This window comes from Stenotrophomonas africana, from assembly GCF_013004645.1.
Classification (GTDB): domain Bacteria; phylum Pseudomonadota; class Gammaproteobacteria; order Xanthomonadales; family Xanthomonadaceae; genus Stenotrophomonas; species Stenotrophomonas africana.
In genome coordinates, this window is record NZ_JABEME010000003.1 from 300,647 (window position 1) to 325,101 (window position 24,455).

25 protein-coding genes are annotated in these 24,455 nt (G+C 66.8%); 7 read left to right on the plus strand and 18 right to left on the minus strand.

Annotation, left to right across the window (positions count from 1 at the left end; translation table 11 throughout):
• Positions 1-23 precede the first annotated feature (23 nt).
• Together HLA98_RS07850 and HLA98_RS07855 are read right to left on the minus strand one after the other, a co-directional pair.
• Positions 24-347 carry a thioredoxin family protein gene (locus tag HLA98_RS07850; protein WP_057501571.1) on the minus strand — a complete coding sequence of 108 codons (324 nt, stop codon included), beginning with the start codon at positions 345-347 and terminating at the stop codon, positions 24-26.
• 5 nt (positions 348-352) lie between these two features.
• A complete protein-coding gene (locus HLA98_RS07855) occupies positions 353-769 on the minus strand; it encodes a baeRF12 domain-containing protein (RefSeq protein ID WP_057501570.1) in 417 nt (138 codons plus the stop codon).
• A 162-nt stretch (positions 770-931) separates the two neighbouring features.
• Here HLA98_RS07855 and HLA98_RS07860 point away from each other — a divergent pair, with 162 nt between their 5' ends.
• The 3 genes from HLA98_RS07860 to proP all read left to right on the plus strand — a co-directional run bounded on the left by HLA98_RS07860 (position 932) and on the right by proP (position 3,120).
• Positions 932-1,159 (plus strand): hypothetical protein, encoded by a 228-nt coding sequence (locus tag HLA98_RS07860; RefSeq protein ID WP_049448043.1) that lies wholly within the window; start codon positions 932-934, stop codon positions 1,157-1,159.
• 85 nt (positions 1,160-1,244) lie between these two features.
• Positions 1,245-1,373, plus strand: coding sequence for a hypothetical protein (locus tag HLA98_RS21360; protein WP_283241502.1), 129 nt, complete (start codon positions 1,245-1,247; stop codon positions 1,371-1,373).
• A gap of 259 nt (positions 1,374-1,632) precedes the next feature.
• Positions 1,633-3,120, plus strand: coding sequence for a glycine betaine/L-proline transporter ProP (gene proP, locus HLA98_RS07865; protein WP_057501569.1), 1,488 nt, complete (start codon positions 1,633-1,635; stop codon positions 3,118-3,120).
• A 94-nt stretch (positions 3,121-3,214) separates the two neighbouring features.
• Here the strand turns inward: proP and HLA98_RS07870 are convergent, their stop codons facing one another.
• The 10 genes from HLA98_RS07870 to HLA98_RS07915 all read right to left on the minus strand — a co-directional run bounded on the left by HLA98_RS07870 (position 3,215) and on the right by HLA98_RS07915 (position 14,676).
• Positions 3,215-3,844, minus strand: a complete 630-nt coding sequence (locus HLA98_RS07870) for an ATPase (protein WP_057501568.1) — start codon at positions 3,842-3,844, stop codon at positions 3,215-3,217.
• Positions 3,845-3,847: 3 nt separating this feature from the next.
• Complete coding sequence (locus HLA98_RS07875) at positions 3,848-4,189, minus strand: type II toxin-antitoxin system prevent-host-death family antitoxin (protein WP_057501567.1); 342 nt, start codon at positions 4,187-4,189, stop codon at positions 3,848-3,850.
• Positions 4,190-4,260: 71 nt separating this feature from the next.
• Positions 4,261-5,847 (minus strand): sensor histidine kinase, encoded by a 1,587-nt coding sequence (locus tag HLA98_RS07880; RefSeq protein WP_057501566.1) that lies wholly within the window; start codon positions 5,845-5,847, stop codon positions 4,261-4,263.
• A gap of 9 nt (positions 5,848-5,856) precedes the next feature.
• The gene (locus HLA98_RS07885; protein ID WP_057501565.1) at positions 5,857-6,261 is read right to left on the minus strand and encodes a response regulator; all 405 of its coding nucleotides are present in this window, start codon (positions 6,259-6,261) and stop codon (positions 5,857-5,859) included.
• Between the two features lie 149 nt (positions 6,262-6,410).
• Positions 6,411-7,865: a porin family protein gene (locus tag HLA98_RS07890; protein WP_057501564.1), complete on the minus strand. Its 1,455-nt coding sequence runs from the start codon at positions 7,863-7,865 to the stop codon at positions 6,411-6,413.
• A 90-nt stretch (positions 7,866-7,955) separates the two neighbouring features.
• The gene (locus HLA98_RS07895) at positions 7,956-8,720 is read right to left on the minus strand and encodes a Slam-dependent surface lipoprotein (protein ID WP_057501563.1); all 765 of its coding nucleotides are present in this window, start codon (positions 8,718-8,720) and stop codon (positions 7,956-7,958) included.
• 54 nt (positions 8,721-8,774) lie between these two features.
• The gene (locus HLA98_RS07900; protein ID WP_057501562.1) at positions 8,775-11,897 is read right to left on the minus strand and encodes a TonB-dependent receptor; all 3,123 of its coding nucleotides are present in this window, start codon (positions 11,895-11,897) and stop codon (positions 8,775-8,777) included.
• 182 nt (positions 11,898-12,079) lie between these two features.
• Complete coding sequence (locus HLA98_RS07905) at positions 12,080-13,036, minus strand: FecR family protein (protein ID WP_057501561.1); 957 nt, start codon at positions 13,034-13,036, stop codon at positions 12,080-12,082.
• Positions 13,037-13,121: 85 nt separating this feature from the next.
• Positions 13,122-13,622 carry an RNA polymerase sigma factor gene (locus tag HLA98_RS07910; RefSeq protein WP_049450892.1) on the minus strand — a complete coding sequence of 167 codons (501 nt, stop codon included), beginning with the start codon at positions 13,620-13,622 and terminating at the stop codon, positions 13,122-13,124.
• Positions 13,623-13,749: 127 nt separating this feature from the next.
• Positions 13,750-14,676: a LysR family transcriptional regulator gene (locus HLA98_RS07915; protein ID WP_057501560.1), complete on the minus strand. Its 927-nt coding sequence runs from the start codon at positions 14,674-14,676 to the stop codon at positions 13,750-13,752.
• Positions 14,677-14,826: 150 nt separating this feature from the next.
• Here HLA98_RS07915 and HLA98_RS07920 point away from each other — a divergent pair, with 150 nt between their 5' ends.
• From HLA98_RS07920 to HLA98_RS07935, 4 genes are all read left to right on the plus strand, one after another.
• The gene (locus tag HLA98_RS07920; RefSeq protein WP_057501559.1) at positions 14,827-15,693 is read left to right on the plus strand and encodes a pirin family protein; all 867 of its coding nucleotides are present in this window, start codon (positions 14,827-14,829) and stop codon (positions 15,691-15,693) included.
• Between the two features lie 72 nt (positions 15,694-15,765).
• Positions 15,766-16,446, plus strand: coding sequence for a hydrolase (locus HLA98_RS07925; RefSeq protein WP_057501558.1), 681 nt, complete (start codon positions 15,766-15,768; stop codon positions 16,444-16,446).
• Between the two features lie 53 nt (positions 16,447-16,499).
• On the plus strand, positions 16,500-17,141 hold the full coding sequence (locus tag HLA98_RS07930) for a hydrolase (protein WP_057501557.1): 642 nt from the start codon (positions 16,500-16,502) through the stop codon (positions 17,139-17,141).
• 84 nt (positions 17,142-17,225) lie between these two features.
• Entirely contained in the window at positions 17,226-17,624 is a 399-nt protein-coding gene (locus tag HLA98_RS07935; RefSeq protein WP_057501556.1) for an OsmC family protein, read from the plus strand.
• A 28-nt stretch (positions 17,625-17,652) separates the two neighbouring features.
• On the opposite strand, the gene HLA98_RS07940 is transcribed toward HLA98_RS07935, so the two are convergent.
• The 6 genes from HLA98_RS07940 to HLA98_RS07965 all read right to left on the minus strand — a co-directional run bounded on the left by HLA98_RS07940 (position 17,653) and on the right by HLA98_RS07965 (position 24,436).
• Positions 17,653-17,982 (minus strand): hypothetical protein, encoded by a 330-nt coding sequence (locus HLA98_RS07940; protein WP_049448029.1) that lies wholly within the window; start codon positions 17,980-17,982, stop codon positions 17,653-17,655.
• Between the two features lie 97 nt (positions 17,983-18,079).
• A complete protein-coding gene (locus HLA98_RS07945) occupies positions 18,080-19,825 on the minus strand; it encodes a putative porin (protein WP_057501555.1) in 1,746 nt (581 codons plus the stop codon).
• Between the two features lie 42 nt (positions 19,826-19,867).
• Positions 19,868-20,533 (minus strand): cell envelope integrity protein TolA, encoded by a 666-nt coding sequence (gene tolA / locus HLA98_RS07950; RefSeq protein ID WP_129550516.1) that lies wholly within the window; start codon positions 20,531-20,533, stop codon positions 19,868-19,870.
• 39 nt (positions 20,534-20,572) lie between these two features.
• Positions 20,573-20,986: an ExbD/TolR family protein gene (locus tag HLA98_RS07955; protein WP_005409874.1), complete on the minus strand. Its 414-nt coding sequence runs from the start codon at positions 20,984-20,986 to the stop codon at positions 20,573-20,575.
• A gap of 10 nt (positions 20,987-20,996) precedes the next feature.
• Positions 20,997-22,781, minus strand: a complete 1,785-nt coding sequence (locus HLA98_RS07960; protein ID WP_057500753.1) for a DUF2341 domain-containing protein — start codon at positions 22,779-22,781, stop codon at positions 20,997-20,999.
• 38 nt (positions 22,782-22,819) lie between these two features.
• A complete protein-coding gene (locus tag HLA98_RS07965) occupies positions 22,820-24,436 on the minus strand; it encodes a ShlB/FhaC/HecB family hemolysin secretion/activation protein (RefSeq protein ID WP_057500752.1) in 1,617 nt (538 codons plus the stop codon).
• Positions 24,437-24,455 lie beyond the last annotated feature (19 nt).

Consider the following 24,455-nt stretch of genomic DNA (forward strand, 5'->3'; position numbering starts at 1 on the left):
GCTTCCCATGCCCGGTTCAATCTTCAATCGGGAAGCGCGCTCTGCAACGACGTCAGGTCCGCACGATCCAGCGGCCTTACCACCCGCGCAACCTCTTCTCCATCGTGCAGCAGCACCACCGTCGGCCACAGCTTTACCTTGAATGCTCGCCCCAACGGCCTTCCCTTGCCATCCTCGATCTTCCAGTGCGGCAGATCGTTCGCTTCGACAAAGGCCTGCAATGCAGCCTGCGCGGCCTGGCAATGGCCGCACCAGGGTGCACCGAACTCGAGAAGCTGCCAGCCGACCTGCGCCTCCACATCCGAGCGGTCGGGCTCCGCCGACAAGTGATCGCGCATGAAAGGCATCCGCGCTACGCCGCCAGCGCCTTCTGGATATCCGCCAGCGGTGCGTTGGTCAGGTCCTTGGCGATGTCGCCCAGCAGGCGGGCCTGGGTTTCCTTGTGCAGCAGCGGCCGGATGCGACCCAGCGTGGTCGGATCCGCGATCAACACCAGATGTGCATAGCGGTTCTTCAACGCATCCTCATTGAGCTGTTCCGCCACCTGCTTGGCGAACGTGGCCTCATTGAGCTGCGAGACCGACATATCCTTCGGCACTGCACCCGCAGGCCCCTGCCCGGACACGCCCTGCTCGCTGATGTCCTGCAGGCGCAGTTCCCCTTCCTGCTTCAAGGTCAATTGGTGGTTGCTGCCCACGTTGGTGAACACCCGTGCCGAACCACCGTCGGCAACCACGATCAGGGTTCCTTCGGGAATCGTCCGCGCCATTGCATCCTCCATCAATCCGAAAAGTGGGTGTGCGCTCCACCTTATGCACGCCGATGTCACCAGCGCGCGCACAGGATGTGATCCCGTCATCGCAATCTGCAATCAGCGCTAAATTTGTCCGGATGCCTGCCGCTATGGCCTCCATCATCGCGAGGAACCTCTGTGTACGCTGGCTCACTGTTCCACGTCTGCTTTGCCACCAGCCTGGCGATCGCCGGCTGCGCAGGCTGCATCCATCAGTTCCTGCTGGGCAGACCGCTGTTCGCATTGGCCATCATGTTCTCCGTACTGACGATGATCGGCGCTGCTCTGGTCTCGCGCCGGCTGGCGCTGCCCGGCGCACTGGCCATGGCCTGCACCGTATTCGGGTTGATGGCGAAATCGGCCTGAGGCCTCTGAACAGGCAGCGTGGAACACAGCGTGCAGATCAGCCCGCTTCGCTGCACGCTCACGCCGATGCCGTTATGATGAATCAATGATCGACACTACCCACTACGTGACGGGCGAACCTGTTACGTGGGAAGCACTGCCGACCGGCGCTTCGTTTGCCACGAATGCTCCCGCCCTGCATTTCCATCGCATTGCGCTGGATCCCGGCGGATGACGCCCGCGGGCCTTCTGCCTGCCCCCTACGCTGATCTGATACCCGGCCGCTGACTGCGCGGCCGCGGTGATCCCGTTGCTGCGTTTCCGCCCCTGCGGCGGTGCATTACCGTGCGCGTGGCGCTCCGCCTGCACACATTCCCCGGCCCTCACGCCACCCATCGATGCCCCTGCGCCACTTGCGCCCGCATCGCCGTTTCCGATTTCCGGGACACACCACACCGCCCATTCCCCTATTCCATACCTACAAGGGAGCCCCCATGCAGGACACGCCCGAGGCACATGCCCATTTCGGCTGGTTCAAACGCCGCCGCCACCTGAAGGTCGATGAGATCACCGTCGTCGACAAGCCCATGCTGAAGCGCGCCGTAGGCGCCGCCGCACTCGGCAATGCCATGGAGTGGTTCGACTTCGGTGTATACGGCTATCTCGCCGTCACCATCGGCCAGGTGTTCTTCCCGTCCAGCAACCCTACGGCACAGGTAATCGCGGCCTTCGCCACCTTCACCGTGGCGTTCCTGGTGCGGCCGCTCGGCGGCCTTGTGTTCGGCCCTCTCGGCGACCGCTATGGGCGCCAGAAAGTGCTGGCGTTCACCATGATCCTGATGGCACTGGGTACGTTCTCGATCGGCCTGATTCCCTCCTACGAGCGCATCGGCATCTGGGCACCGGTGCTGTTGCTGCTGGCGCGCGTGGTGCAGGGCTTCTCCACCGGTGGCGAGTACGGCGGCGCGGCAACCTTCATCGCCGAGTATTCCACCGACCGCAACCGCGGCCTGATGGGCAGCTGGCTGGAGTTCGGCACGCTGGGCGGCTACATCGCCGGCGCGGGCACGGTCACCGCACTGCACATGCTGTTGAGCAACGCGCAGATGCTGGACTGGGGCTGGCGCATTCCGTTCCTGGTGGCCGGCCCACTCGGCCTGCTCGGCCTGTACATGCGCATGAAACTGGAAGAGACGCCGGCGTTCCGCGCCTTTGCCGAGGAAGCCGAGAAGCGCGAGCATGATCGCCCCGGGCTGGGTGCACTGTTCCAGGTACACGGCCGCCAGCTGCTGGTGTGCATGGGCCTGGTGCTGGTGTTCAACGTCACCGATTACATGCTGCTGACCTACATGCCCAGCTACCTCAGCGTCACCATGGGCTACGCCGAGAGCAAGGGCCTGCTGCTGATCATCATCGTGATGCTGGTGATGATGCCGCTGAACATCGTCGGCGGGTTGTTCAGTGACAAACTGGGGCGCCGCCCGATGATCATCGGTGCCTGCATCGCGCTGCTGGTGCTGGCGGTGCCTTGCCTGCTGCTGGTCGGCAGCGGCAACGACTGGATGATCTTCCTGGGCCTGATGCTGCTGGGCCTGGCACTGGTGTGCTTCACCAGTTCGATGCCGTCCACACTGCCAGCCCTGTTCTATACCCCGGTGCGCTACAGCGCGCTGTCGATCGCCTTCAATGTGTCGGTGTCGCTGTTCGGTGGCACCACGCCGCTGGTGACCGCATGGCTGGTGGAACGTACCGGCGATCCGCTGGTGCCGGCCTACTACCTGATGGGCGCGGCGGTGATCGGCCTGGTGACCATGCTGTTCGTGAAGGAGACCGCGGGCCTGCCGCTGCGCGGTTCACCGCCGGCGGTCGGCAGCGACAGGGAAGCTGCCGCGCTGCTGAAGAGCGATGTACCCGTGACGGTGGACCCGATCTTGCCGCCGCTGCCGGACGTTGCGGAGCCCGAGCAGGTGAAGCCGGCCTGAGGCCGGGTGCAACCAGCGCTGTAGAGCCGAGCCCGCGCTCGGCTGCCTTTCGGGGATCAGCCGAGCATGGGCTCGGCTCTACACCCCTGCGCCCTCAATCACGCGGGGTGTCCAACGCCATCGCACGCATTACGATGGGTTTGGCCCAGTCCGGCGTATGCAGCAGCTCGGCCACCGAGACCGGGTACTGCAGCTGGCCATGCGCCATCGCCAGCACCGGCAGCGGCTCGACGCAGCCGTCGGCGTCGGCGGGAGCGCTGTTGTCGTAGACATGCAGCTCGGCCAGGTGTGGCAGCAGGTCCAGCAGGTTCTCCCGCGCCGAATCGAAGCGGGCGTGGATCTTCTCCACTGGAATGTCATGGCCGCCGGCGGCCACCCGCGCTGCAACGCGGGCAATATGCAGCTCCACCGTGGCCAGGCCGCAGAACCAGATCGCAACGTGATGGTGTTCGCAGGCCTCGCGCAGCAGGCGCGGGATGGTATTGCCGCCCAGCGTGGTCTCGAAGGCGAAATCCGTGCCATCGGCCATTGCCTGGCGCAGACGGCGAGTGCCTTCCTGCCAGGCCTCGGCATTCGCATCGGGCAGCGGCCAACCAGCCTCCACCAGGCGGCGGGTGAACGAATCGGGGTTGAACCAGCCCAGGCCCTCGGCTTCCAGCCAGGTTCCCAGCAGCGAACTCTTGCCGGCGCCGTTGACGCCGGCCAGCACCAGGATCCGCCCCATCGGTCAGAGCGGACGGCCGAGGGTGACCTTGCGGCCGCGCCGAATCGGCTGGCCCAGCACTTTGCCCAGCCCCTCACCGCGCTGCAGGCCGGCCAGAGTCTGGTCGAATTCGCTGCGCAGGCGCAGCAGTTCTTCACTGCGCTCACCGGCATCGCTGCCGGCGGCCTTGGCCAACAGCTCCTGGTAGGTGCGGATATCCACGATCACCGCTTCGGGGTGGTTGTGGTTGGTGATGACCAGCGCCTGCTTCTCACGCACCGTACGCATCAGGCTCGGCCAGCCCTTGGTCTTCACAGACGAGGCCGGCGCCTTCTCAAGTCCAGGCAGATCCAGTGGCAGGGTCATGGCACGGCTCCAGGCAGAAGTGGATAATGGCCACTATACCCAATTTGGCCAAATTGGATATAAATGCCATTTCACGCACCGGAGCCGGTCTGTGGCGCATCGGTCTGCAGCAGGCTGTCACGCTCGCGCAGTGGGAAGCGGATCCAGGCATCCAGCCCCTGCGGGTCGAAGTGCAGTTCACCACTGCCGGCCAGTTCATAGGGCACGCGCTGCTCGATCAGCGCACGGCCCAGGCCGCGCTGGCGCGGCAGCTCCCAGTCTTCCACGGCGGCATGGCGTTCACACCAGTGCAGGCCCAGCCATGGCTGTCCGTCCTGCACCTGCAGGTGCCAGGACACGTCGATCCGGCCATCCTCATGGGTCAGCGCACCATGCCGCAGGGCATTGCTCGCCAGCTCGTGGATCGCCAGGGACAGTACTTCGGCCGCCTTCGGCGGCAGCAGCACATCCTCGCCCTGCAGGCGGTAGGCCGCCGCTGCCGGCGTCTGCGCCGAGATCTCCTCATCGAGCATGCCACGCAGGCAGACCCCGGCATTGGCGCCGCGGGTCAGAAGGCTCTGCGTGCGCGCCAGCGACATCAGTCGCCCGCACAACCGTTCAGCGTATTCATCCACGCTGCTGACCGACTCGCGGGTCCGCCAGGCAATGGCATGGATGGTGGACATGATGTTGCGCACCCGGTGCTGCAGTTCGGCCAGCAATACAGACTGGCGCTCGGTGGCACGCTTGAGATCGTCGATGTCCACGGCGATGGCAAATACGCCGCTGACCTCACCGTCGCCATCGCGCAGGGGCGCGGCCGCGACCCGGGTCCAGCGCGCGCGCCCATCGTCATGCAGATACTGGAACTCCAGCCCCGGCACCACGGTCTCGCCGCGCATCGCACGGGCGATGGCGAAATCCTCCGGCCCGATGGCGCTGCCGTCCGCATGCCAGCCACGCCAGCGATGCAGGTTCACCTCATCCGTGGAGGGCACCTTGCCGCTGGGCAGGTAGGCACGCATCTGGTCGTTGGACAGCTGCAGGCGCCCTTCGGTGTCGACAATGCAGACGCCCACCGGCAGCACCTTGAAGGCCAATGCCAGGCGCCGGTCCGCCTCCCGCCGCTTCTGCTCTTCGCGCTCGCGTGCCGATTGGGCCACATGCGCCGCTGTGGTCTCGAACATGGTCACGAGCACGCCGTTGATGCGCCCTTCCTCGCCACGGATCGGGCTGTAGGCAATGGTGAACCAGACATCCTCCAACCGCCCGCGTCGCGCCAGGGGATAGAGTTTGTCCTCGTAGGTGATGGTTTCGCCCTGCCAGACGCGCTGGTAGATCGGCCCGTTGATATGCCACACCTCGGGCCAGCATTCACGGGTCGGCTGGCCGAGTCCGCCGGGATGCTTGTCGGCCAGGATCTCGGCATAGCCATCGTTGTAGAGCTGCACCAGCTGCTCGCCCCACAGCACGATCATCGGGAAACCATGGGCCAGCATCAGGTCGACGGTGGCGCGCAGGTGTGGCGGCCACCGCTCGTACGCTCCCAGCGGCGTGGATGACCAGTCATGGCGGGCGATGCGCGCAGCCATGCCATCGTGGCGCCCGTGCGGGTGCGCTGCAGGTGGCATGCCGCCACGCAGCTCGGTGGCGCGGATGCCTTCAGGACGGCGCGACATGCCGCGCGATCAGGCGATGCCCGCAGAGACCTGCGGCGTCGCCACCAGCCCGGCCAGCTGCTGCACCAGGGCTTCAATGTGATACGGCTTGGTACAGCGCGGCGCGCTGGCGAAGCGGCTTGGCAGGTTGTCGTCGTAGCCGGAGGTCAGCAGGAACGGGGTGCCGGCCTCGGCCAGGCGGTCGGCCAACGGATAGACCTGCTCGCCGCCCAGATTGATGTCCAGCAACGCCACATCGATGGGATGGGTATCGACCAACCGCCCCAGCGCCTGCAGGTCGCCAGCAGGGCCCACTACCTGCGCGCCCTTCAGCTCGAGGTAATCGACCAGGAACATCGCGATGGCGAATTCATCCTCTGCCACCAGTACGCGCAGCCCCTTCAAGCCCTCCGTCTTGTTGCCCACTTCCAGCACGCCCTACGCTCCTCGATGCACGCGACCTGCCTGCGGTCGCAACGCGGTCAGAATGCGCGATCCGGCCTGCAAGAACGCGTGACGATCGATGAAGGCCTTGGGTGGGCGGCCGTACCCCGGCAGCCCAGCCAAATCAGCTGGCCATCAGGTCAGAACGCGCGCTCCCACTTGAGGCTGAGCAGGCTGCGGTCGTGGCTGTACAGCCAGCCGACGTTGCTGTCGATGCGCGCGTAGCGCAGGCTCAGGCTGGGTACCAGCCCGGCCACGGCCAGGCGCTCGCTGCGGACGATGGCGATCAGGTTCTGTTCGTCGTCCTGCCTGCGCGCCTCCAGCAACGGACTCCAGGCGTCGTAGTCGCGATGGCGCAGCGACACGAACACGGTGGCGGTGGTGCCCGTCCACTGGCACGCCGCCCCAAGGCGCAGGCCATGCTGGCGGTAACCGTTGGCCGGGTCGGCGGCGCTGCTGCCGGTGACATCCAGCCCGGCGAAGACCGTCCAGCGCGGGTTGAGCGCGCGGAACCAGGTGGCATACGCCGATGCCAGCTCGCCGTCGTAGTTGCTGGCCAGGCCCTGCTGGCGATAGCGCTGGCGCTTCCAGTCGGCCTCCAGCTTGAGCAGGCTGCGCGCGTCCAAGGCGTACTGCCATTCCGCGTGCACGCCACTGCCGCCCTGCAGCGCCCGGTTGCCCAGGCCCTGGTAGTCATGGCTGGGGGCGAGCAGCACGGTCTGCCGCGCGCTGCGCCAGCTGTAACCCGCCTGTACGTTGGCATTGAGCTCGTTGTACGCACTGTGCCCGCGCCAGGTCTGACCAAAGGCGAGACCGCGCACGTACAGCCCATGATGCCCGCTGAGCACCCAGCGCCGTTCCAGGCTGGCGTCGTAGTCAAGACCCGCCGCGCGCTGGGCGTCGGGCAGCTTCCGTTCGATGATGCAGGCGTCGCCCACGCCGAACAGGCAGGTGCGGCTGGCCGAGCTGCGGTTGATGTTGTCACTCCATGCCGGGCCGGCGGACAGCGCGCCTTTCCAGCGCTGGCGCGCCTGCAGGGCACCCAGGTAGCCGTCCACGCGCGCGCGGACGCCGGCCGTGGCCGGATCATCGGCATTGATGCCTGCAGCGATGGCCGTGAACAGCGCGACCGCATCGCGATCGCGCTGGTCTTCCGCATAGACACGCGCCAGCTCGAGGCGGGCTGGCAGAAAATCCGGCTGCGCAGCCAGCAGGGCTTCGTACTCCTTCGCCGCGCGACGATGGTTGCCGGCCACCCGTGCCAGCGCTCCCTGCGCATGGTGGCGCAGCAGGGGATCATGCCCAGGCAGTTCGATGTACTCGTCGAGAAACGCAGCGGCGGCCTGCCATTGCTGATGCTGCAGAGACAGGTAGAGAGCCTGGCCGAGATCATCGACGGTGCGCTCCACGCGCAGCGTCTGGCCGTCGATGGTGATGGTCGGCCGAACCGACTCGGCCTGCTGCAGGCGCTGCTGGTCCTGCTGCTGGTGGCGCAGCTCAGTGCCCTGTTCAAGCGCGCGTCGAAGATCGTCCTGCTGGGCGCGCACCTCGGTGGCAGCCAACAGCAGTACGACAAGGAAGATGGAATGGCGCATGGTCGATCCGTGGTGGTGCATGCAGCGGGCCGAAGCAGGGACTGGCGGATCGCGGCTTGTCCCTGCCCTGCCCCGTCAGGGGCGTGGCGATCAGTTCTTGCTGCCGCCGAAGGCGGTGTCGTACTGGCTGTTGCCGGTGAACGTGGCGATACCGGCCAGGGTGGCGGCGTTGGCGCCGAAGAACTGGCCCTGGGTGGAGCCGGCAACGCTGCCGTTGGCGGTGGCGGTACCCGCGAACGAGGCGTTGGCGCTGTTGATGTTGGCGTTGACGTTGATCGCCAGGCCACCACCGGTCAGGCCGCCGAGCAGCTTGCCGCTGCCGAAGTCCGCACGGAAGGTGCCCGACAGCAGGTTGCTGCCGTTGAACTTGTTCAGGCCCGCGACGCTGTAGGTGGCCACACCGGCCGGCAGCGTGGTACCGGCACGGTCACCGACGAAGTAGACCTGGCGGTTGTTGAAGCCACCCGCGGCGCCATCCTTGGACCACTCACCGAACCACACATCGCCGCTGCCGACCTTGACGAAGTTGAAGTGGCCCATGCCGGCATGGCTGCCTGGTGCGCCGGTGATCGGCATGGCGAGCGTGCGCACCGCGGTGCCATTGACGGTGGTGGTGCCCGAGTACAGGCTCAGGCCCTGGAAATCGACGGGCTTGGCGTTGGAGACGGTGCCGACGCCGATACCGGCCTTGCCTGCCTGGTGCGGGCCACCGTTGACCTGCGATTCGCCGACGGCGACGTACAACTCGGCATTGGTCACCGGGCTGGCCGCACCAACGATGTCAGCGGCATGCGCGGCGCCGGCCAGGGCAAAGGTGGCAGCAACGGCGAGCACCGAACGGGAGATCATCTTCATGGTATTACTCCTTGGGTTGTGGGAACTACGGGTACAACGCTTGAAAGCGGAAGGTCAGAAGCGCGCGGTGATGCCGAGCTTGAGGGTGCGGCCTGGCGCCGGCAGCGTGGAGCGCGTGGCCGGATCGACGTAGTAGCGGTTGCCGAGGTTGCTGCCCACCAGCTCGACGCTGGCGTGCTCGTTGAAGCGCCAGCGCGCGTATGCATCGACGGTGGTGATGTTGCCCCAGGTGAACGGCACGTTCTGCCACAGCATGCTGCTGCCACCGGCCAGCAACCGGTCGCGGTAGGCCTGTAGATCGGGGTTTTCGTGGCGCTGGTAGTGCACGATGCGGCTGCCCAGTTCCAACCGCTCATCGAACAGGCGCGTACCGAGCGACAGGTTCACCGACAACTTCGGAATCGCCTGGGTCAGCAGGTAGCCACTGACGAAACCGTCCTGCACGCAGTTCGGCACCAGGCCACGGTTGGCATCCAGCAGCACGGCCGTGCTTTCGTCGCACACCTCGTTTTCGAGGATGCGGCTGATGCCCAGATCAGTGAAGAAGCGCCGGTTGTCGAAGCGTGCCTGCAGCTCGATGCCGCGGATGGTTTGCTTGTCGATATTGTCGAACAGGAAGGAGGCGTCGCGCTCGATCACGTTGCGGGTCATGTGCACGTAGTAGGCCAGCTTGACGTCGGCATCGGCGGTGTTGCCGAACAGGCCCGACAGGTTGTGCACGTAGCCCAGCTCGTAGTTGTAGGCATGCTCGGGCTTGAGCGTGTACAGCGGGTTGAGGCTGCTGGAGAAAGCGATGGTGCTTTCGAACATGCTGGGGAAGCGCACTGCTTCGCTGTAGCGCAGGTAGACGCGCGCGGCCTTGGACAGGTTCACCGTGGCCGAGAAAGTGGGCAACCACGCGTAATCGCGGCGGCGGCCATTGCGCCCGTCCACCGGCCGCGACTGCATGGTGTTGCCGATGTTGCAGACCAGGTCGCTGCCGGGGTAGACCGGCAGCACACCGGGTATGGCCGCCACCCGGCCGTTGAGACAGGGGTTGGTCGCACGGGCATAGTTGCCGTTGGCATCGGGCAACCACGGAAGCCGATGTTCCACCGCCTGCGGCGTCTCGTAGTACGCCAGCAGGCCATGCAGTGCATCGTCAACCACCGAACCCATGCCGATGCTGTCCCAGAACTCGCGTTCGGCCTCCAGTGCGTCGATCTCCGCCTGCAGGCTGGCCGGCCGCTCGGGCAGTTCATTCGTCCGGTAGGTCGCCTCCTTGCTGCCCACGCCCTTGGTCAGCAGCTCCGGATGCGCCTGCAGGAAATCGTCGAAGGCCCAGTAGCGGCTGTAGCGCACCCCTGCATTGAGGGTGAGGAAGTCGACCGGCCGCCACTCCAGGCTGAGGTAGCCTTCACCCTCCTGGCGACGCCCGGCACGCGGGAACATGCGCCAGCCATCGGTGATGCCGAAGTACGGGTCACGCGAGCCGAGCTTTTCGTATTGCCAGTTGCCACCCACGGTCAGGTCGAGGGTGGAATGCAACGCGAAGCGGTTGCTCAGGGTCAGGCCGGTGCGGTCGTTGCGCGCATTGGCCAACGCGGTGTTGCGCAGGATCGGGCTGGCGTCCGGGTTCCATACCGGATTGCCGGGGGCGAAGTTCGGAAAGCCACCTGCGGTGTAGGTATCGCTGTCCGTCTCCGTGCGCCACAGGTTGGCGTAGAGGTCCAGCCAACGGCTGCCGGCCGGCTGGAAGCGGTACTCCAGGTTCCAGGCATCGGACGCAACCCGGCTGAGCGGCCACTGGATGCGCCCATAGTCCGGCGCGGACAGGATGCGCGACGGCATGATCTCGCCGTAGTGCGACAGCGTGCGCCGCCAGGTCACCTTCAACTGCTGGTCATCGTTGATCTGCCAGCTGCCCTTGACCAGCCAGGATTCCTGTTCGCTGGAAGTATTGGGCACTTCATCGCCTGGCTTGAAGTAGCGCGCCAGTGTGGTGATGTAGTCGATGCCCTGGTACTCGAACTGCTCGCGCCGGTCCTGGTCGTAGTAGGCGCTACCGTTGGACCCGGAGAAGTAGTTGCCGCGCTTGCGCCAGGCATAGGCGGCCATCAGGTCGACGTTGTTGCCACGCACGCCCAGCGCCAGGCGCCAGGCCTGGTCCTCGCCATCGAAGGGGTTGTTGCCACTACGCGATTTCACCGGCACCACCAGGGTGCGGTCGTCGTAGGGTGAGTTCGGCGAGCCCTGCGGGAACCCCGGCACGGTACGGTAATCCTCGCCGGTGTGCAGCCGCGGCAGGCGCGGCGCCACCGCATTGCTGCTGCCTTCGATCTTCAGCTCCCCGCCGAAGCGCTCACCCGCTTCCACGATGTCATCGACGTCGATGGTCTTGATCACCAGCGCGCCACCGATCCCGCTGTGCACATCGCGCACCAGCCCTGGCCCCTTGATGACCTGGATGCCACCTATCAGGTTGGGATCGATGTAATTGCGGTTGCTGACGCCGTTGTAACCGCGCCAGACCGTGAGCGCCTGCTCACCACCGTCGATGCTGACCGGCACCCGCCCCGGCCCCTGGATGCCACGGATGTTGATGTCCAGCGCGCCGCTGTTGCGCGCATCGCCACTGAACACACCGACCAGATCCTTGACCACGTCGGCCGGGTTGGAGCCGCGGTAGCGCTCCACCCGGTCGCGCCCCGAATACGCCGTGGTCAGGTCCAGCGCGAACACATCATCGTAGCCGCGCCGATCACGCGCCTCGCCCCCTTCCGACTGCAGTCGACCGGCCACGTCCAGTGTTTCGGTCAGCCGCACCCCTTCCCCTTCACCCGCCTCCGCTGCGGCCCGCAGGCTCCAGGTGCCGTCCATGCCGCGCTGTGCGCGCACGCCACTCCCGCGCAACAGCTGCTGCAGCGCCTGCATCTGGCTGTACTCGCCTTTCACCGCACTGGAGCGGCGGCCCTCCACCAGGTCACTGCGGAACACCACCTGCACATCGGCCTGGCGGCCAAAGGCACGCACAGCGTCGGCCAGGGGCTGTTCCGGAATCGTGTACTGGCGCAACGGCGCGACGACCGCCGGTTGCGCCTGCACGCCCGGCGCCCAGGCCAGCGGCAGCAATGCAGTGGAGATGGCCAGGGCCAGAACGGTGACGCGACGATGACAGGCGGATGCCGTGGACGGCATGGACAGGAACTCCTCAAGCGTGGCGGGACCACGGGCACATCCGGTGCCGGTGGCATGTCTGGCTTGAGGAGAAACGGTGTTTCGCTCTGGCTATACCTCTATAGACAGCGCGATGTGGCGATTGCCCACGGTTTTTTCATGTTTTTTTCATGCGACCGGTTCATCCGGGCATTGCGCGAGCCTCACCACACCACCAGCGCGCCGCCGGGCAAGCGCTGCACACGCAGCCCTGCCTGCGCGGCCACCGCATCGATGGCGGCCTCCGGTTGCTGCAGATGGAACAGACCACTGACCCGTACGTCCGCGCCCTGCCCGCCCAGTACCCAGACCGGTGCACGACGGTAGCGCGCGAGATCAGCGATGGCCTGCGCGGCCGGCTGATCGTCGATCACTACCTCGCCACGCCGCCACGGCGCCATCGTCTCGAGATCTTCCAGTTGCACCGGCCGCAGCCAGCGACCGTCACGGAACACCCGTGCCTGCCCGGCATGCAGGCGCTGCACGCTGCCATCGCCGGGGCGCACATCGACCACGCCCTCGCTGACCTGAGTCACGACCGTGGTGTCCTGCATCGACACGCTGAAGGCGGTGCCGATGTCACGGATCTGGCCACCGCCGGCCTCGACCTGGAACGGTCGCTGTTCATGCACCACCTGGAACCAGGCCTGGCCGCGCAGCAGGTGCAGGCGCCGCCGCTGGCCATCGAACTCAACCGCCAATGCGGTGCCCGCATCGAGTACGGCGGTGCTGCCGTCCTCCAGCTGCACCACGCGCGGTGCATCGCTGCTGTGCAGGTCACTGCGTGCCAGCAGCAACGCCTGCGGTGCGGCCGCGACCACCAGTACCACGGAGGCGGCACTGGCCAACAGCCACGGCAGGCGGCGGCGCGGTGCGATCGGACGCAGCCCTTGGCGATCAGCCGTCAGCCCGGGCAGTGCGGCCAGCACCTCCGGCCCAACGGCATCCAGCCCCTGCCAGAAGGCCTGCTGCTGGCGCCATGCCAGCGCATGGCGGGGATCGGCCTGCAGCCAGCGCTGCAGGGTTCGTTGTTGGCGTTCCGGCAGCGGGCCTGCACTGCACCGGATCACCCAGCGCAACGCCTGCCTGGCCTGACGCGGCGAGGGTTCGGACGTGTTCATGGTTGTGGCCTGCCGCACCCCGAACGGGTGCGCCTTCCTGTTGTGACAACGGCGGGCGCGATCTGCCCACGGCAATCGCAGCTCATCAATGCACTCCCTGCTGATGCTGCTGGATCAACAGCGCCGCGCGCAGCACATGCTTGCCGACCAGGCTCTTGGAAATACCCAGCCGGGCGGCGATCTCGCGCTCGCTCAGGCCCAGGTAGCGGTTGAGCACGAAGCACTCACGCACCTGGGCCGGCAGCGCGAGGATGGTCTGGGTGATCTCGCGCAGCTGCGCTTGGTCCAGCGCCTGCGCCTCGCCATCGCGGCTGGCCTCGGCCATGTCGAGGGCGTACTCGGCCATCGCACGCCGCTCGCGGGCGTCGGACTGGCTGCGGTTGAGCGCGTGGTGGTAGGCCATCCGGTACAGATAGCCGCGCGGCTCGAGGATGGGCGGGTCGCCGGGCACGCTGCTGGCCTTCAGGTACAGGTTCTGCAGGGTGTCCTCGGTACTGGCCGGGTCGAGATAGCGCGCGATGAAGCGAGACAACGCACGGCGCTCGCGGATCAGCAGCTCGACCAGCGCCAGGGCATTGGGAGACATAGGTGCCAAGGCCGGACCGGGGAATGATGGGCGTGATGGCGACGGTCCGGACGTGGATTGTGGGCTGCGCGGCCGCAGGCGGCAAGCAGAAGCCCGACAGCATCCACGCATGGTGTGGATGGAAGACCTAGGGTTCCTCCAGCGCCTCGAAGCGCTCGGCGAGGTAATCGATCAGCGCACGCACCGCGGGCAGCAAGCCACGTCGCGACGGGAACACCGCGTGCACGATGCCATGCTTTGGCACCCACTCCGGCAGTACCGGCACCAGCGCACCGCTGGCCAGTTCGCCGCTGATCATCATCTGCGGCAGCATCAGCAGGCCCACCCCGGCCACCGCAGCGGTGCGCAGCGCGATCATGTCATCGCTGACCAGCCGCGGGCGATGGTGCACGCTGGCCAGCACATCGTCCGGCCCGGTGTATTCCCAGACATGCTGCTGGCTGGGCGATGCCAGATCGACGGTCGGCATCATCGCCAGATCGGCCGGCACCTGCGGCGCGCCCAGCCGCTGCAGCAGCGCCGGACTGGCACTGGTGCACCAGACCCGGCGCGCCAGCACGCGTACCACCAGGTCACTGTCCTCCAGCGGCGGCGGTCGCACGCGGATCGCCACGTCCACACCCTCACCCACCACGTCGACGCGCCGGTTGGTGGCATCCAGCTGCACCGTCACCTGCGGGTGCAGGGCGAGGAAATCGGCCAGCATCGTGCCGATGCGTGCATGCAGGATCGCGATCGGGCACGCCAGGCGGATCGTGCCGCGCGGCTCGGCGCGTGACATTGCAATGGCTTCTTCGGCCGCTTCGGCCTCGACCAGCATGGCCTTGCAATGGCGGTAGTAGTCCTGGCCGACCTCGGTGACCGAGAAGCGCCGGGTCGAACGCTGGATCAGGCGCACGCCCAACCGTTCCTCCAGCAGCGCGATACGCCGGCTCAGTTTCGACTTCGGCATGGCCAGCGCACGACCGGCCTGCGAGAAGCCGCCATGCTCGACCACCATGGCGAAGTAGAACAGGTCGTTGAGGTCACAACGGCGGATATCTGCGATGAACACGGGGCGATCTCCTGCAGCCCATGGCCTGCGACCATTGTTCACCAGATAGGACTATGACGGCAAATATTGGCGCCTACCGGCCCCATTGTCGCGGCGATATCGTCTTCGCAACGAAGAACAGCGGCCGGCAGCCCCGGCCAGGAGATCGCCATGAAGCGTGTCACCGGTACCTACAGCGCCCCCCGCCCGCACTGGGTGGGCGACGGATTCCCCGCCCGCTCGATGTTTTCCTACAACACCCACGGCCAGCATCTGAGTCCGTTCCTGCTGCTGGACTATGCCGGCCCCTACACCTTCGCCCCCAGCGATACCCCGCGTGGCGTGGGCCAGCATCCGCATCGCGGTTTCGAGACCGTCACCATCGTCTATGAGGGCGAGGTGGCCCACCGCGATTCGACCGGGGCCGGCGGCACCATCGGCCCGGGTGACGTGCAGTGGATGACCGCTGCCTCCGGCATCCTCCACGAGGAATTCCACACGCCGGAATTCAGCAAGCGCGGCGGCACGCTGGACATGGTCCAGCTGTGGGTCAACCTGCCGGCACGCGACAAGATGGGGGCACCGGGCTACCAGACCCTGCTCGACGCAGCGATTCCCTCGGTGGATCTGCCCGATGGCGCTGGGCGCGTGCGTGTCATCGCCGGCCGTTTCGACGGCCACACCGGTCCGGCCCGCACCCATACGCCGATGGATGTCTGGGACATCCGCCTGCAGCAGGGGCACCACGCCGAACTGGCGGTGGCCGATGGCCGCACGCTGGCGCTGGTGGTGCTGAAGGGCACGGTGCGGATCAACGGTGGCCAGCCGGTCGGCGAGGCACAGCTGGTCACCTTCGATCGCAGCGGCGAGGACGTGTTCGTCGACGCCGACAGTGACGCCACCCTGCTGCTGCTCAGCGGTGAGCCGATCGACGAGCCGGTGGTGGGCTATGGCCCGTTCGTGATGAACAGCCAGGCCGAGATCGCGCAGGCGGTCAACGACTTCAACAGCGGCCGCTTCGGCCAGATCGCGCACTGATCGTTTCAATGCGGCGGGCACCGGCCCGCCGCACCTTCCGGGCCATCGCCCACCTTCTCCAGGAGACTGACCATGAGTACCCCCGCCAACTTCAACGGTGCCCGCCCGGTGATCGATCCGGACAACGCCGCGATGCTGCTGATCGACCATCAGAGCGGCCTGTTCCAGACCATCGGTGACATGCCGTTCACCAGTGTGCGCGCCCACGCCACCGCGCTGGCGAAGATGGCCACGCTGGCAAAGATGCCGGTGATCACCACCGCCTCTGTGCCGCAGGGCCCGAATGGCCCGCTGATCCCGGAGATCCACGACGCGGCCCCGCACGCCCAGTACGTGGCGCGCAAGGGTGAGATCAACGCCTGGGACAACCCGGAATTCGTTGCCGCGGCGAAGGCCACCGGCCGCAGGCAGCTGATCATTGCCGGCACCATCACCAGCGTGTGCATGGCCTTCCCGTCGATCGCCGCCGTTGCCGATGGCTACCAGGTGTTCGCGGTCATCGACGCGTCGGGTACCTACTCGAAGATGGCCGAGGAGATCACCCTGGCCCGCGTGGTGCAGGCCGGCGTCGTGCCGATGGACACCGCCGCGGTGGCCTCGGAGATCCAGCGCACCTGGAACCGCGACGATGCACAGCAGTGGGCCGAGGTCTACACGAAGATCTTCCCGAACTACCAGCTGCTGATCGAAAGCTACCTGAAGGCGCAGGACGTGCAGAAGAACCACGAACAACTGGATTCGCAGCGCAGCTGAGCTGCCCCGGTTGACAGCCGATCCTTGGCACTCCCCCGTACAGGAGACCCACCATGTCCAGTGAACCGATCCGCGACCCGGCCAGCGATCATCTGCTGACCCCGCAGAATTCCGCCTTCATCATCATCGACTACCAGCCGGTGCAGGTGAACTCCATCGCCTCGATGGACCGCCAGCTGCTGGTCAACAACATCGTCGGCACGGCCAAAGCCGCCGTCGCCTACAGCCTGCCGATCGTGCATTCGACGGTGAACGTCAAGACCGGCCTGAACAAGCCGCCGATCCCGCAGCTGCGCAAGGTGCTGGGTGACTACCCCACCTACGACCGCACTACCATCAACTCCTGGGAGGACGTCGAGTTCCGCAGGGCGGTGGAAGCCACCGGCCGCCGCAAGCTGATCATGACCGCGCTGTGGACCGAGGCGTGCCTGACTTTCCCGGCCCTGGATGCGTTGAAGGAAGGCTATGAGGTGTATGTGGTGGTCGACGCCGTCGGCGGCACCTCGCTGGCCGCGCACGATGCCGCGCTGCGCCGCATCGAACAGGCCGGTGGCCAGCTGATCAGCGTGCCGCAGCTCTTCTGTGAGCTGCAGCGCGACTGGGCCCGCTCGGCAACGGTTCCGGATTTCATGAACCTTTTCATTGAAACCGGTGGTACGGCGGGCATCCAGTTCTCGTACGATCGTACCGAGTGATTGGGTGGCGGCGCCGGTCCTGGCTGGCGCCGCCTTTTGCAGCAGTCGAGCATGGCTCGACTCTACCGACAGATGGAGAACGTGATGGCCTACGCACGCATTGTTTCAAGCGCCGACAACTACCTGCACCACATCAGCAATGGCAGCTTCGATGTGGACGCGGACGAGCCCGTCTCGTTGGGTGGTCAGGGCAAGGGCTTCGCACCGTTCGACCTGTACCTGGCCTCGCTGGCGGCCTGCACCGCCATCACCCTGCGCATGTATGCGCAGCGCAAGGGCTGGGATCTGGGCGAGTTCCATGCCGAGCTGCGCTCGGAACGTGACGCGGATGGTCGCTTCCATGTGCACCGCGTACTGCATGCCAGCGCCGTGCTGAGCGATGCGCAGTGGCAGCGGTTGCTGGAGGTGGTGGAAAAGACCCCGGTGACCCTGGTGATGCGCGAAGGCGCACGCATCACCAGCGAGCGTGGGGGCGCAGCGTAACCCCATCCACGCGTGGCGTGGATCTGCTTCAGCGCCGTGAATGCAGCACGGTGCGCTGGCGCATCGCATTGAATTCCTGCTCCACCTGCTGGATGTCTTCGGCCTGGAACCCGGCCGCATCCAGCAGCTGGTCGGCGGCGGCGGCCGCCAGCGGATCATCGTCACGCTGGCGCCAGCAGCGCGCCGGCAGGAAATAGCCCACTTCGCTGCGCCCGCGCATGATCACCACCGGCCGGCCCGCATACAGCAGGAACTCGGCCAGGTGCTGGCGCAGGCCCTCCACGGAAACATAGGCCGGTCCAACACCCAGCATCTGGCTGGACGGTTCGGAACTCTCGAACAGCTTGCGACGGCTCATCCACTCCTCCTTTTGAACAACGCGTGGTCTCCTTTCCTTAGACGGGCGCATCGCTGCGCCCCCGCCACGCACTACGTGATCCGCATCACGCCGCCACTCAGAAGCCGGTATTGAACTCCAGCTGGAACACGTCGATCGACAGCGGCGCGCCGGACACTTCCTTGGCCGCCATCCACTTGCCGCTGATCCAGCTGCGCGCGTCCAGCGCGTAGGCACCGCCCACGTAGTAGCCGCGGGCGTTGGTGCCGCCGAGGTGGAAGTTCGGATCGTTGTAGGCGTCGGGCAGCGCATCGGCCTCGATGTGCTTGTAGCCCAGCAACGCCTGCCACTGGCCCTTCTCCTTCAGCTCGGTGGCACCGAAGGTGGCCTGCACCATCCACGCCGTGTCACCGCTGCGGAAGGTATCGATGCTGGCGGTGCCGCCGGCGCCGTAGTTGTTGACGATGCCGTTGTTGGCGCGGCTGAACATGGCCTGCTTGTCGTAGGCCAGGTTGCGGATGTAGTCGCCGTCCAGGCGCAGGCCGATGCCCTGTGCCAGCTGCGTATCCCAGCGCAGGTTCAGCGTGGCCAGGCGGAAGGCCGAGGCCAGGCCGACGTACTGCGGGGTGGGCGTATTGGCCGGATCCAGCGGGTTGCGCGCGATGTCGCGGATCAGCATCAGGGTGTTGCCCTTCTGCATGAACGCCGGGCGCGACCAGTCGGTGTCGCAGCCCACCGCGCCCGCATACAGCGCGCACGGCGAGGACAGGCGGCCGCTGATGTTCTTGAAGTCGTAGTAGCCCAATGCAGCGCGCAACGCATTCTCGTCGTTGAAGCGCCAGTTCACGCCCACCTGGGCACCGGACAGCCACTTGTTCTCGTTCGGAGTCTTGACCTTGCTCTGGCTCGGCGAGCTGTCGGAGGTGTACTCCAGCGGCACCACCGCAAGGTTGCCGAACAGGTCGAGATCTCCCCCGTTGAAGTCGTATTTCAGGTTGGTGGCCAGGCCGTCGAAGTTCAGGTCATTGGAGAACAGCGTATCGCTGGTCCAGAACGGATTGCCGAAGCGGCCGCCACGCACCGTCACCCAGTCGGCCGGGCTGTAGGCCAGCCATGCCTGGTCCAGCCATACATCCTTCTTGCTCAGGCCGCCACCCAGCTGTTCGGTGGTCGACACCGGGCCATTGCTGCTGCCGCTGGCCAGGCGCACGCCGGCCGTGGTGTGCTGGCCGATGGTGGCCTCGATACCCAGGCGCGCGCGGATGCGCCACAGGTTGCGGCGGTCCTGGCGGGAGTTCAGCAGCGGCGGCAGCTGCAGGTTGGTGTTGGTGTTGGTGTCGAAGCCGTTGCCGGAATTGATCGACGACCAGGTGCTCACGATGTCGCTGTTGCGTTCGGAGAAGAAGCGCGACTCGCTGCGCACGCGCATGTCACCGGTGACCTTGATGCGCTTGGTCCACTCAGCCACTTCGTTCGGTGCCGCCCAGCCCTCGGACCTGGCCTGCGCCATCACATCCTGGCGCACTTCGTCACGAATGCCGTCGCGCACGCTCTGCGGCACGTAGGGCACGCGCACGTCGCCGGCTTCCAGGGCCACGCCACCACTGGCGGCCGAAGGTGCGGTGGTCGCGGTGCGCGATGCGGCCGCTGCTTCAGCCTCGGCCTGCACCAGCAATGCCTGGCCGTCTTCGGGCTTCAGCGCGCCACTGGCGATCAGGCCCTTGATCAGCTTGACCATGGTGGTTTCTGCGGCCATCGCACCGGCCGGGGCGGCCAGGCTGAGCAGCACAGCGCAGCACAGCAGCGCCCGTCGGGCCGGCCGCGGGCGGCGGGAGTCGGTTCGTGCGCGGACGTGGTCGTTCATCACGGTTCTCATCGAAAGAAGGGAAATCACGGAGGTCGGGAATCAGGCCCCGGGCCGGCGGCCCTGGATCAGCACGCGGGCGGGGAAATCGAGCGACGGCGGCGGTGCCTGGTCGACCTTGCCGATGCGTCGCAGCGCATCGAGCACGGCCGCGTCGGCCTCCTCGTTGCCACTGCCGCGCACCAGCTCGACCTTTTCCAGGCGGCCATCGTTGGACAGCCACACGTTCACCTGCAGCTGGAACGCCAGGCGCTTGACCTTGTCGTCGCGCGAGATCGCCTGCTGCATCAGATAGCCGAGGTAGCGCCCATAGGTGGCATTGCCGGCGCCGCCACGGCCGACGCCGGACGAACCGCCACCACTGCCGGACTGGATGCCGAAGTTGTCACCACCGGCCTGCGCATCGGCGTTCATCGTTACCGGGTCGGCGTTGTCCGGGGTCGGGGTCGGCTCTTCTGCCGGCGTCGGCTGATCCAGCGGCTCCGGCTCGGGAATGGTCTCTTCCGGCGGCGTTTCCGGTTCCGGCGGCTTTTCCGGTGGCGGCGGGGGCGGCGGAGGGGGCGGTGGCAGCGCCAGCATCGGCGGCTGCACCACCGGCCGGCGGGTGCTGGCGGTGTCCTTGAACAGCATCCACCACACGGCGATGCCGAGCACCAGCAACGCGGCCAGCACCAGCGCGACGGTCACCAGCAACGGGCGACCGCGCATGCCGGGCTCCGGCCGAGGGGGTTGATGGGCCGTCATGCCTCAGCCCTGCGCCTTGCCGGTGACCAAGCCGACCTGGGCCAGCTCCAGCCGCCGCAGCAGGTCCAGCACCTCGACCACGCGGGCGTACTGCACCTGCGCATCACCGCGCACGATCACCGGGAAATCCGGCGTGGTCGCGCGCTCGGTGCGCAGGCGGTCTTCCAGCTCGGCCATCGTCACCGGGTAGGCATCCAGGAACACCTGGCCACTGGGGTCGATGGTGATCGCCTTGGTCTTCGGCTTCTCCAGCGCGACGCTGTTGCTGGCCTTCGGCAGGTTGACCTCGATGCCGGGTATGGAGGCGTTGCTGGTCAGGATGAAGATCACCAGCACCACCAGCAGCACGTCGACGAAAGGCGTCACGTTGATGCCCTTCTCGCGCTTCTTGATGCCGAACTTCGCCTTCTGGCCCATGGCGCGCCCCTCAGCCCTGGACCGCGGCCGGGCCGCGCCCGTCCTGCTCTTCGGCCAGGCGTGCGGCGAACTCGTCGATGAACACCGCCATGTCCGCGCCGATCGCCTCGGCACGCGCGCCCAGGTAGTTGTAGCCGAACAGCGCCGGGATCGCGACACCAAGGCCGGCGGCGGTACACAGCAGCGCCGCGGCCATGCCCGGTGCCACCGAATTGATGTCCACCGCGCCGGCCATCGCCGCCACCACGAACACCAGCATGATGCCGATCACGGTACCGAACAGGCCCACGTATGGCGCGCCTTCGATGGTGGTCGACAGCCAGTTCATGCGCCGCGCCATCGCCTCCTGCTCGCGCACCATCACCGCGTCCATCGAGGCGCGGATCGCCGCAATGGTGGCGCCACTGAGGTAACCACTGTTGCCGTCGCGCTGGTGGCGCTGCTGCATTTCATCGATGGCCACCTGGTAGATGCGCCACAGCGAACCTTCATGCATCGCGGTCGGTGCCTTGCCCTGGCGGTCCATGTCGGACAGGGTGCGCAGCGGCACGCCGGACAGCTTGCCGAAGCTCTCGGTGAACACCGCATTGGCCTTGCTGGTACGGCCGAAGTGGCGCCCCTTGGCGATCATGATCGCCCACGACAGCAGCATCATCAGGCCGAGGATGGCGACCACCACCCAGGCGTCGAACGGCATCGCCTTGAGGATGAAGGCGAAGTGGCTCTGCCCGGCCGACTGCTCGTCGGCGCCGTAGCTGATCAGGCGCGAATCGGCGCCCTGTGCGGTGGCATCGGCCAGCAGCAGTGCCGCCGGCCGTGCCACGCGCGAGATACGCAGCTCATCCAGTGCGCCCTCGAAATTGGCCAGCGGCTGCACCGCGCCCGGCGCATCGGCGCCCACCACCGGCGCGGTGGTCAGCGCCGGCAGCTCGCCGCTCAGCTGGGCGACCACGCGCCCATTGAGGTACAGCTGCAGAGCGCCCTTCTCCGCAGTCAGCGCAACGTGGGCCCACTGCCCTTCCGGAATCGGCTGCGCCGGCGTGCTGCGCTGGCCATTGAGCTGCACGAACGGCACACGGTTCTCGATGCCCAGCACCAGCTCGGACGCGCCGTCGCGACGGGCGTAGATCGCCTGAGCCGCATTGTTGCTGCCCGGCTTGATCCAGGCCGAAACGGTGAGCGGCGCGCCCCCCTCCTGTGCGAGCGATGCGCTGGCCGGCAGCGGCAGCGGGCCTGCGCCCAGCTGAACGCCGCGGCCGATCACCGAGCCTTCGGACGGCGGCGCCACGGCACCGGCGTTGTTGCCATAGGCGGTGGTGTCGCGTGCCGGCGCGTTGGCCTCGGCAAAGTGGTAGACCAGCGTGTAGTCCGGGTCGAACACCTGCTGGCCATTGCCGCTGGCCGGGGCCTTCTCGTTGCCGTAGTACATCCAGATCGTCTGCGGTGCGGCGGAGCTGACTGCCGGCACGTCCACCCAGACCAGGGCCAGCCCCAGCTTGGGATCGAACTGTTCGATCTGGTGGGCCAGCACGGTACGCCCATCACCCGAGACAAAGCGCAGGTCGTTGCCCGCGTCCTGGGTGCCGTCAAAAGCGAAGTTGCCGGTATGCAGGCGCAGCAGCAGCGGCGTGCGCCCCGGGTCACCGGCAAGGCCCGCGCCCTGCGGGCCGGCGTCGACGGTGATCGGCTTGCGGTACTTCCATTCGGCCTGCCACCAATTGGCATCGGCCGCAGCAGCAGGCAACGCAACCAGCGCGGCCAGCAGCAGCAACACTCGGGAAAGCAAACGGTCCATGCGAAGGGTCTCCGGAGAACGCATGTTCAAGGGAAGGGTCAGTAACTGGTGCTGATGTTGAAATGCAGGCGCGGATCGTCCTTGCGCGTGACCGGGCCATCGGCGTAGGGCCAGGCATAGTCCAGGCGCAGTTGCAGGTGTTCGCCCAGGCGCAGCTGTGCGCCCAGGCCGACCGAGGCCAGGTTGTACTTGTCACGCTGTTCGGGCAGCGGCTGGCGCAGACGCAGGTAGGCCGCGTCGGCAAAGCTGTAGACGCGCAGATCGGTACCGCTCCACAGCGACCATGCCGGGGTACGCCATTCCAGGCTGGCCAGGCCGCCGTAATCACCGATCGCTTCGGCCGACAGGTAGCCACGCACGGTGTACATGCCACCGGCGGCGAACTGCTCGGCCGACACCAGCGGCGCATCGGTCACCTGCAACGACCCGCGTGCATACCACTGCCAGTCGCTGCCGAAGGTATGCGTGTTGGCGACGTCCGCCTTGAACGCGACGAAGCTGGGGTCCGCCCAGTAGCGCTTCTGCCCGAACCCCAAGGCATCGCTGCCATAGCCGAACAGGCGGCGGGTACCGGCCACCAGCTGGGTGTTGATGCTCAACTGATCCTGCTCGCCCTGGCGCACGCCGACAAACCCCAAGGTGATCGGCGCGTACTTCAGCGGTGTCTTCAGGCTGTCCTTGCCCATCTGCGTGTCTTCCTCGGTGTCCTTGAAATCCACACCGAGGCTGAGCTGGCGCCACCACTGGCTGCTGCCGGCAAGGCGGTAGTTGAGCTTGAGGCCGATCGAATGGCCGTTCCCGATCACATTGGTACCGGTGCCGGTACCGACCTGCCCGCCGGCATTCAACACGCGGCTGTCGGACGTGTAGCCGGACGCTTCCAGGCTCCACGGCGTGCCTTCGAACGGCATCGTGTACGAGGCCGAGAACACCTTGGCCTGCTTTGTATCTTCCGGCGCCATGTACACGCTGAGGGTGGCGCTGTGCCCGCGCTTCCACAGGTTGTCGTAGGCCAGCGACGCACTCAGGCGCAGCTTCTCGGTGTCGGCGCTGTGGTCGTTGTTGAGTGACGCACTGGCACGCCACGGCGACTTCTCTTCGACCTGCAGGTCCACATCCATCGTGCCCGGCGCCTGGCCCTCGCGCACCAGCGGCATCACCTGGCGGCGCCCGCCCTCGTTCAGCGCAGTCAGTTCCTTCTGCGCCTGGTCGAAGTCCGGCACCTTGCCTTCCGCCAGCGCCGGCACGCGTTCGCGGATGCGCTCGGGCGATTCGTGCTTGGTCCCCACAACCCGCAGCTGGCCGATCGGCGTCTGCTGCACTTTCAGCAGCACCACGCCGCCACTGACCTGCTGCTCGGGCAGCTCCACGTAGACCGACTGGTAGCCCGCCTGCTGGTACAGCGCATTGACAGCGTCGCGTGCCTTCTCGACATCGGCCAGAGTCCTTGCCGGGCCGAGGAACGGCTCCACCGCGCGCTCGATCTGGCGCGGATCGAGCACGGTGTTGCCGCGCACGATGTATTCATTGATGTTCACGCTGGGGGCAGGCGCCGCCTCCTGCGCTAACAATGGCAGCGGCATCGCCGCCAGGGCCAGCACCAGTGGATGCAGGCGCAAGGGAAGACGGACGGCTCGGCACGGAACAGGATTCATCGAAGGCATCGCGTCGTAT

Bases quoted from the DNA above. Each gene is read 5' to 3' on its own strand.
- HLA98_RS07890 (WP_057501564.1), bottom strand. From the start codon at position 7,865: ATGCGCCATTCCATCTTCCTTGTCGTACTGCTGTTGGCTGCCACCGAG.
- HLA98_RS07870 (WP_057501568.1), bottom strand. From the start codon at position 3,844: ATGGGGCGGATCCTGGTGCTGGCCGGCGTCAACGGCGCCGGCAAGAGT.
- HLA98_RS07960 (WP_057500753.1), bottom strand. From the start codon at position 22,781: ATGGACCGTTTGCTTTCCCGAGTGTTGCTGCTGCTGGCCGCGCTGGTT.
- HLA98_RS07880 (WP_057501566.1), bottom strand. From the start codon at position 5,847: ATGTCGCGCCGTCCTGAAGGCATCCGCGCCACCGAGCTGCGTGGCGGC.
- HLA98_RS07930 (WP_057501557.1), top strand. From the start codon at position 16,500: ATGTCCAGTGAACCGATCCGCGACCCGGCCAGCGATCATCTGCTGACC.
- HLA98_RS07935 (WP_057501556.1), top strand. From the start codon at position 17,226: ATGGCCTACGCACGCATTGTTTCAAGCGCCGACAACTACCTGCACCAC.
- HLA98_RS07920 (WP_057501559.1), top strand. From the start codon at position 14,827: ATGAAGCGTGTCACCGGTACCTACAGCGCCCCCCGCCCGCACTGGGTG.
- HLA98_RS07945 (WP_057501555.1), bottom strand. From the start codon at position 19,825: ATGAACGACCACGTCCGCGCACGAACCGACTCCCGCCGCCCGCGGCCG.
- HLA98_RS07955 (WP_005409874.1), bottom strand. From the start codon at position 20,986: ATGGGCCAGAAGGCGAAGTTCGGCATCAAGAAGCGCGAGAAGGGCATC.
- tolA (WP_129550516.1), bottom strand. From the start codon at position 20,533: ATGCGCGGTCGCCCGTTGCTGGTGACCGTCGCGCTGGTGCTGGCCGCG.
- HLA98_RS07875 (WP_057501567.1), bottom strand. From the start codon at position 4,189: ATGACCCTGCCACTGGATCTGCCTGGACTTGAGAAGGCGCCGGCCTCG.
- HLA98_RS07965 (WP_057500752.1), bottom strand. From the start codon at position 24,436: ATGAATCCTGTTCCGTGCCGAGCCGTCCGTCTTCCCTTGCGCCTGCAT.
- HLA98_RS21360 (WP_283241502.1), top strand. From the start codon at position 1,245: ATGATCGACACTACCCACTACGTGACGGGCGAACCTGTTACGTGGGAA.
- HLA98_RS07905 (WP_057501561.1), bottom strand. From the start codon at position 13,036: ATGAACACGTCCGAACCCTCGCCGCGTCAGGCCAGGCAGGCGTTGCGC.
- HLA98_RS07855 (WP_057501570.1), bottom strand. From the start codon at position 769: ATGGCGCGGACGATTCCCGAAGGAACCCTGATCGTGGTTGCCGACGGT.
- HLA98_RS07895 (WP_057501563.1), bottom strand. From the start codon at position 8,720: ATGAAGATGATCTCCCGTTCGGTGCTCGCCGTTGCTGCCACCTTTGCC.
- HLA98_RS07910 (WP_049450892.1), bottom strand. From the start codon at position 13,622: ATGTCTCCCAATGCCCTGGCGCTGGTCGAGCTGCTGATCCGCGAGCGC.
- HLA98_RS07940 (WP_049448029.1), bottom strand. From the start codon at position 17,982: ATGAGCCGTCGCAAGCTGTTCGAGAGTTCCGAACCGTCCAGCCAGATG.
- proP (WP_057501569.1), top strand. From the start codon at position 1,633: ATGCAGGACACGCCCGAGGCACATGCCCATTTCGGCTGGTTCAAACGC.
- HLA98_RS07925 (WP_057501558.1), top strand. From the start codon at position 15,766: ATGAGTACCCCCGCCAACTTCAACGGTGCCCGCCCGGTGATCGATCCG.
- HLA98_RS07900 (WP_057501562.1), bottom strand. From the start codon at position 11,897: ATGCCGTCCACGGCATCCGCCTGTCATCGTCGCGTCACCGTTCTGGCC.
- HLA98_RS07850 (WP_057501571.1), bottom strand. From the start codon at position 347: ATGCCTTTCATGCGCGATCACTTGTCGGCGGAGCCCGACCGCTCGGAT.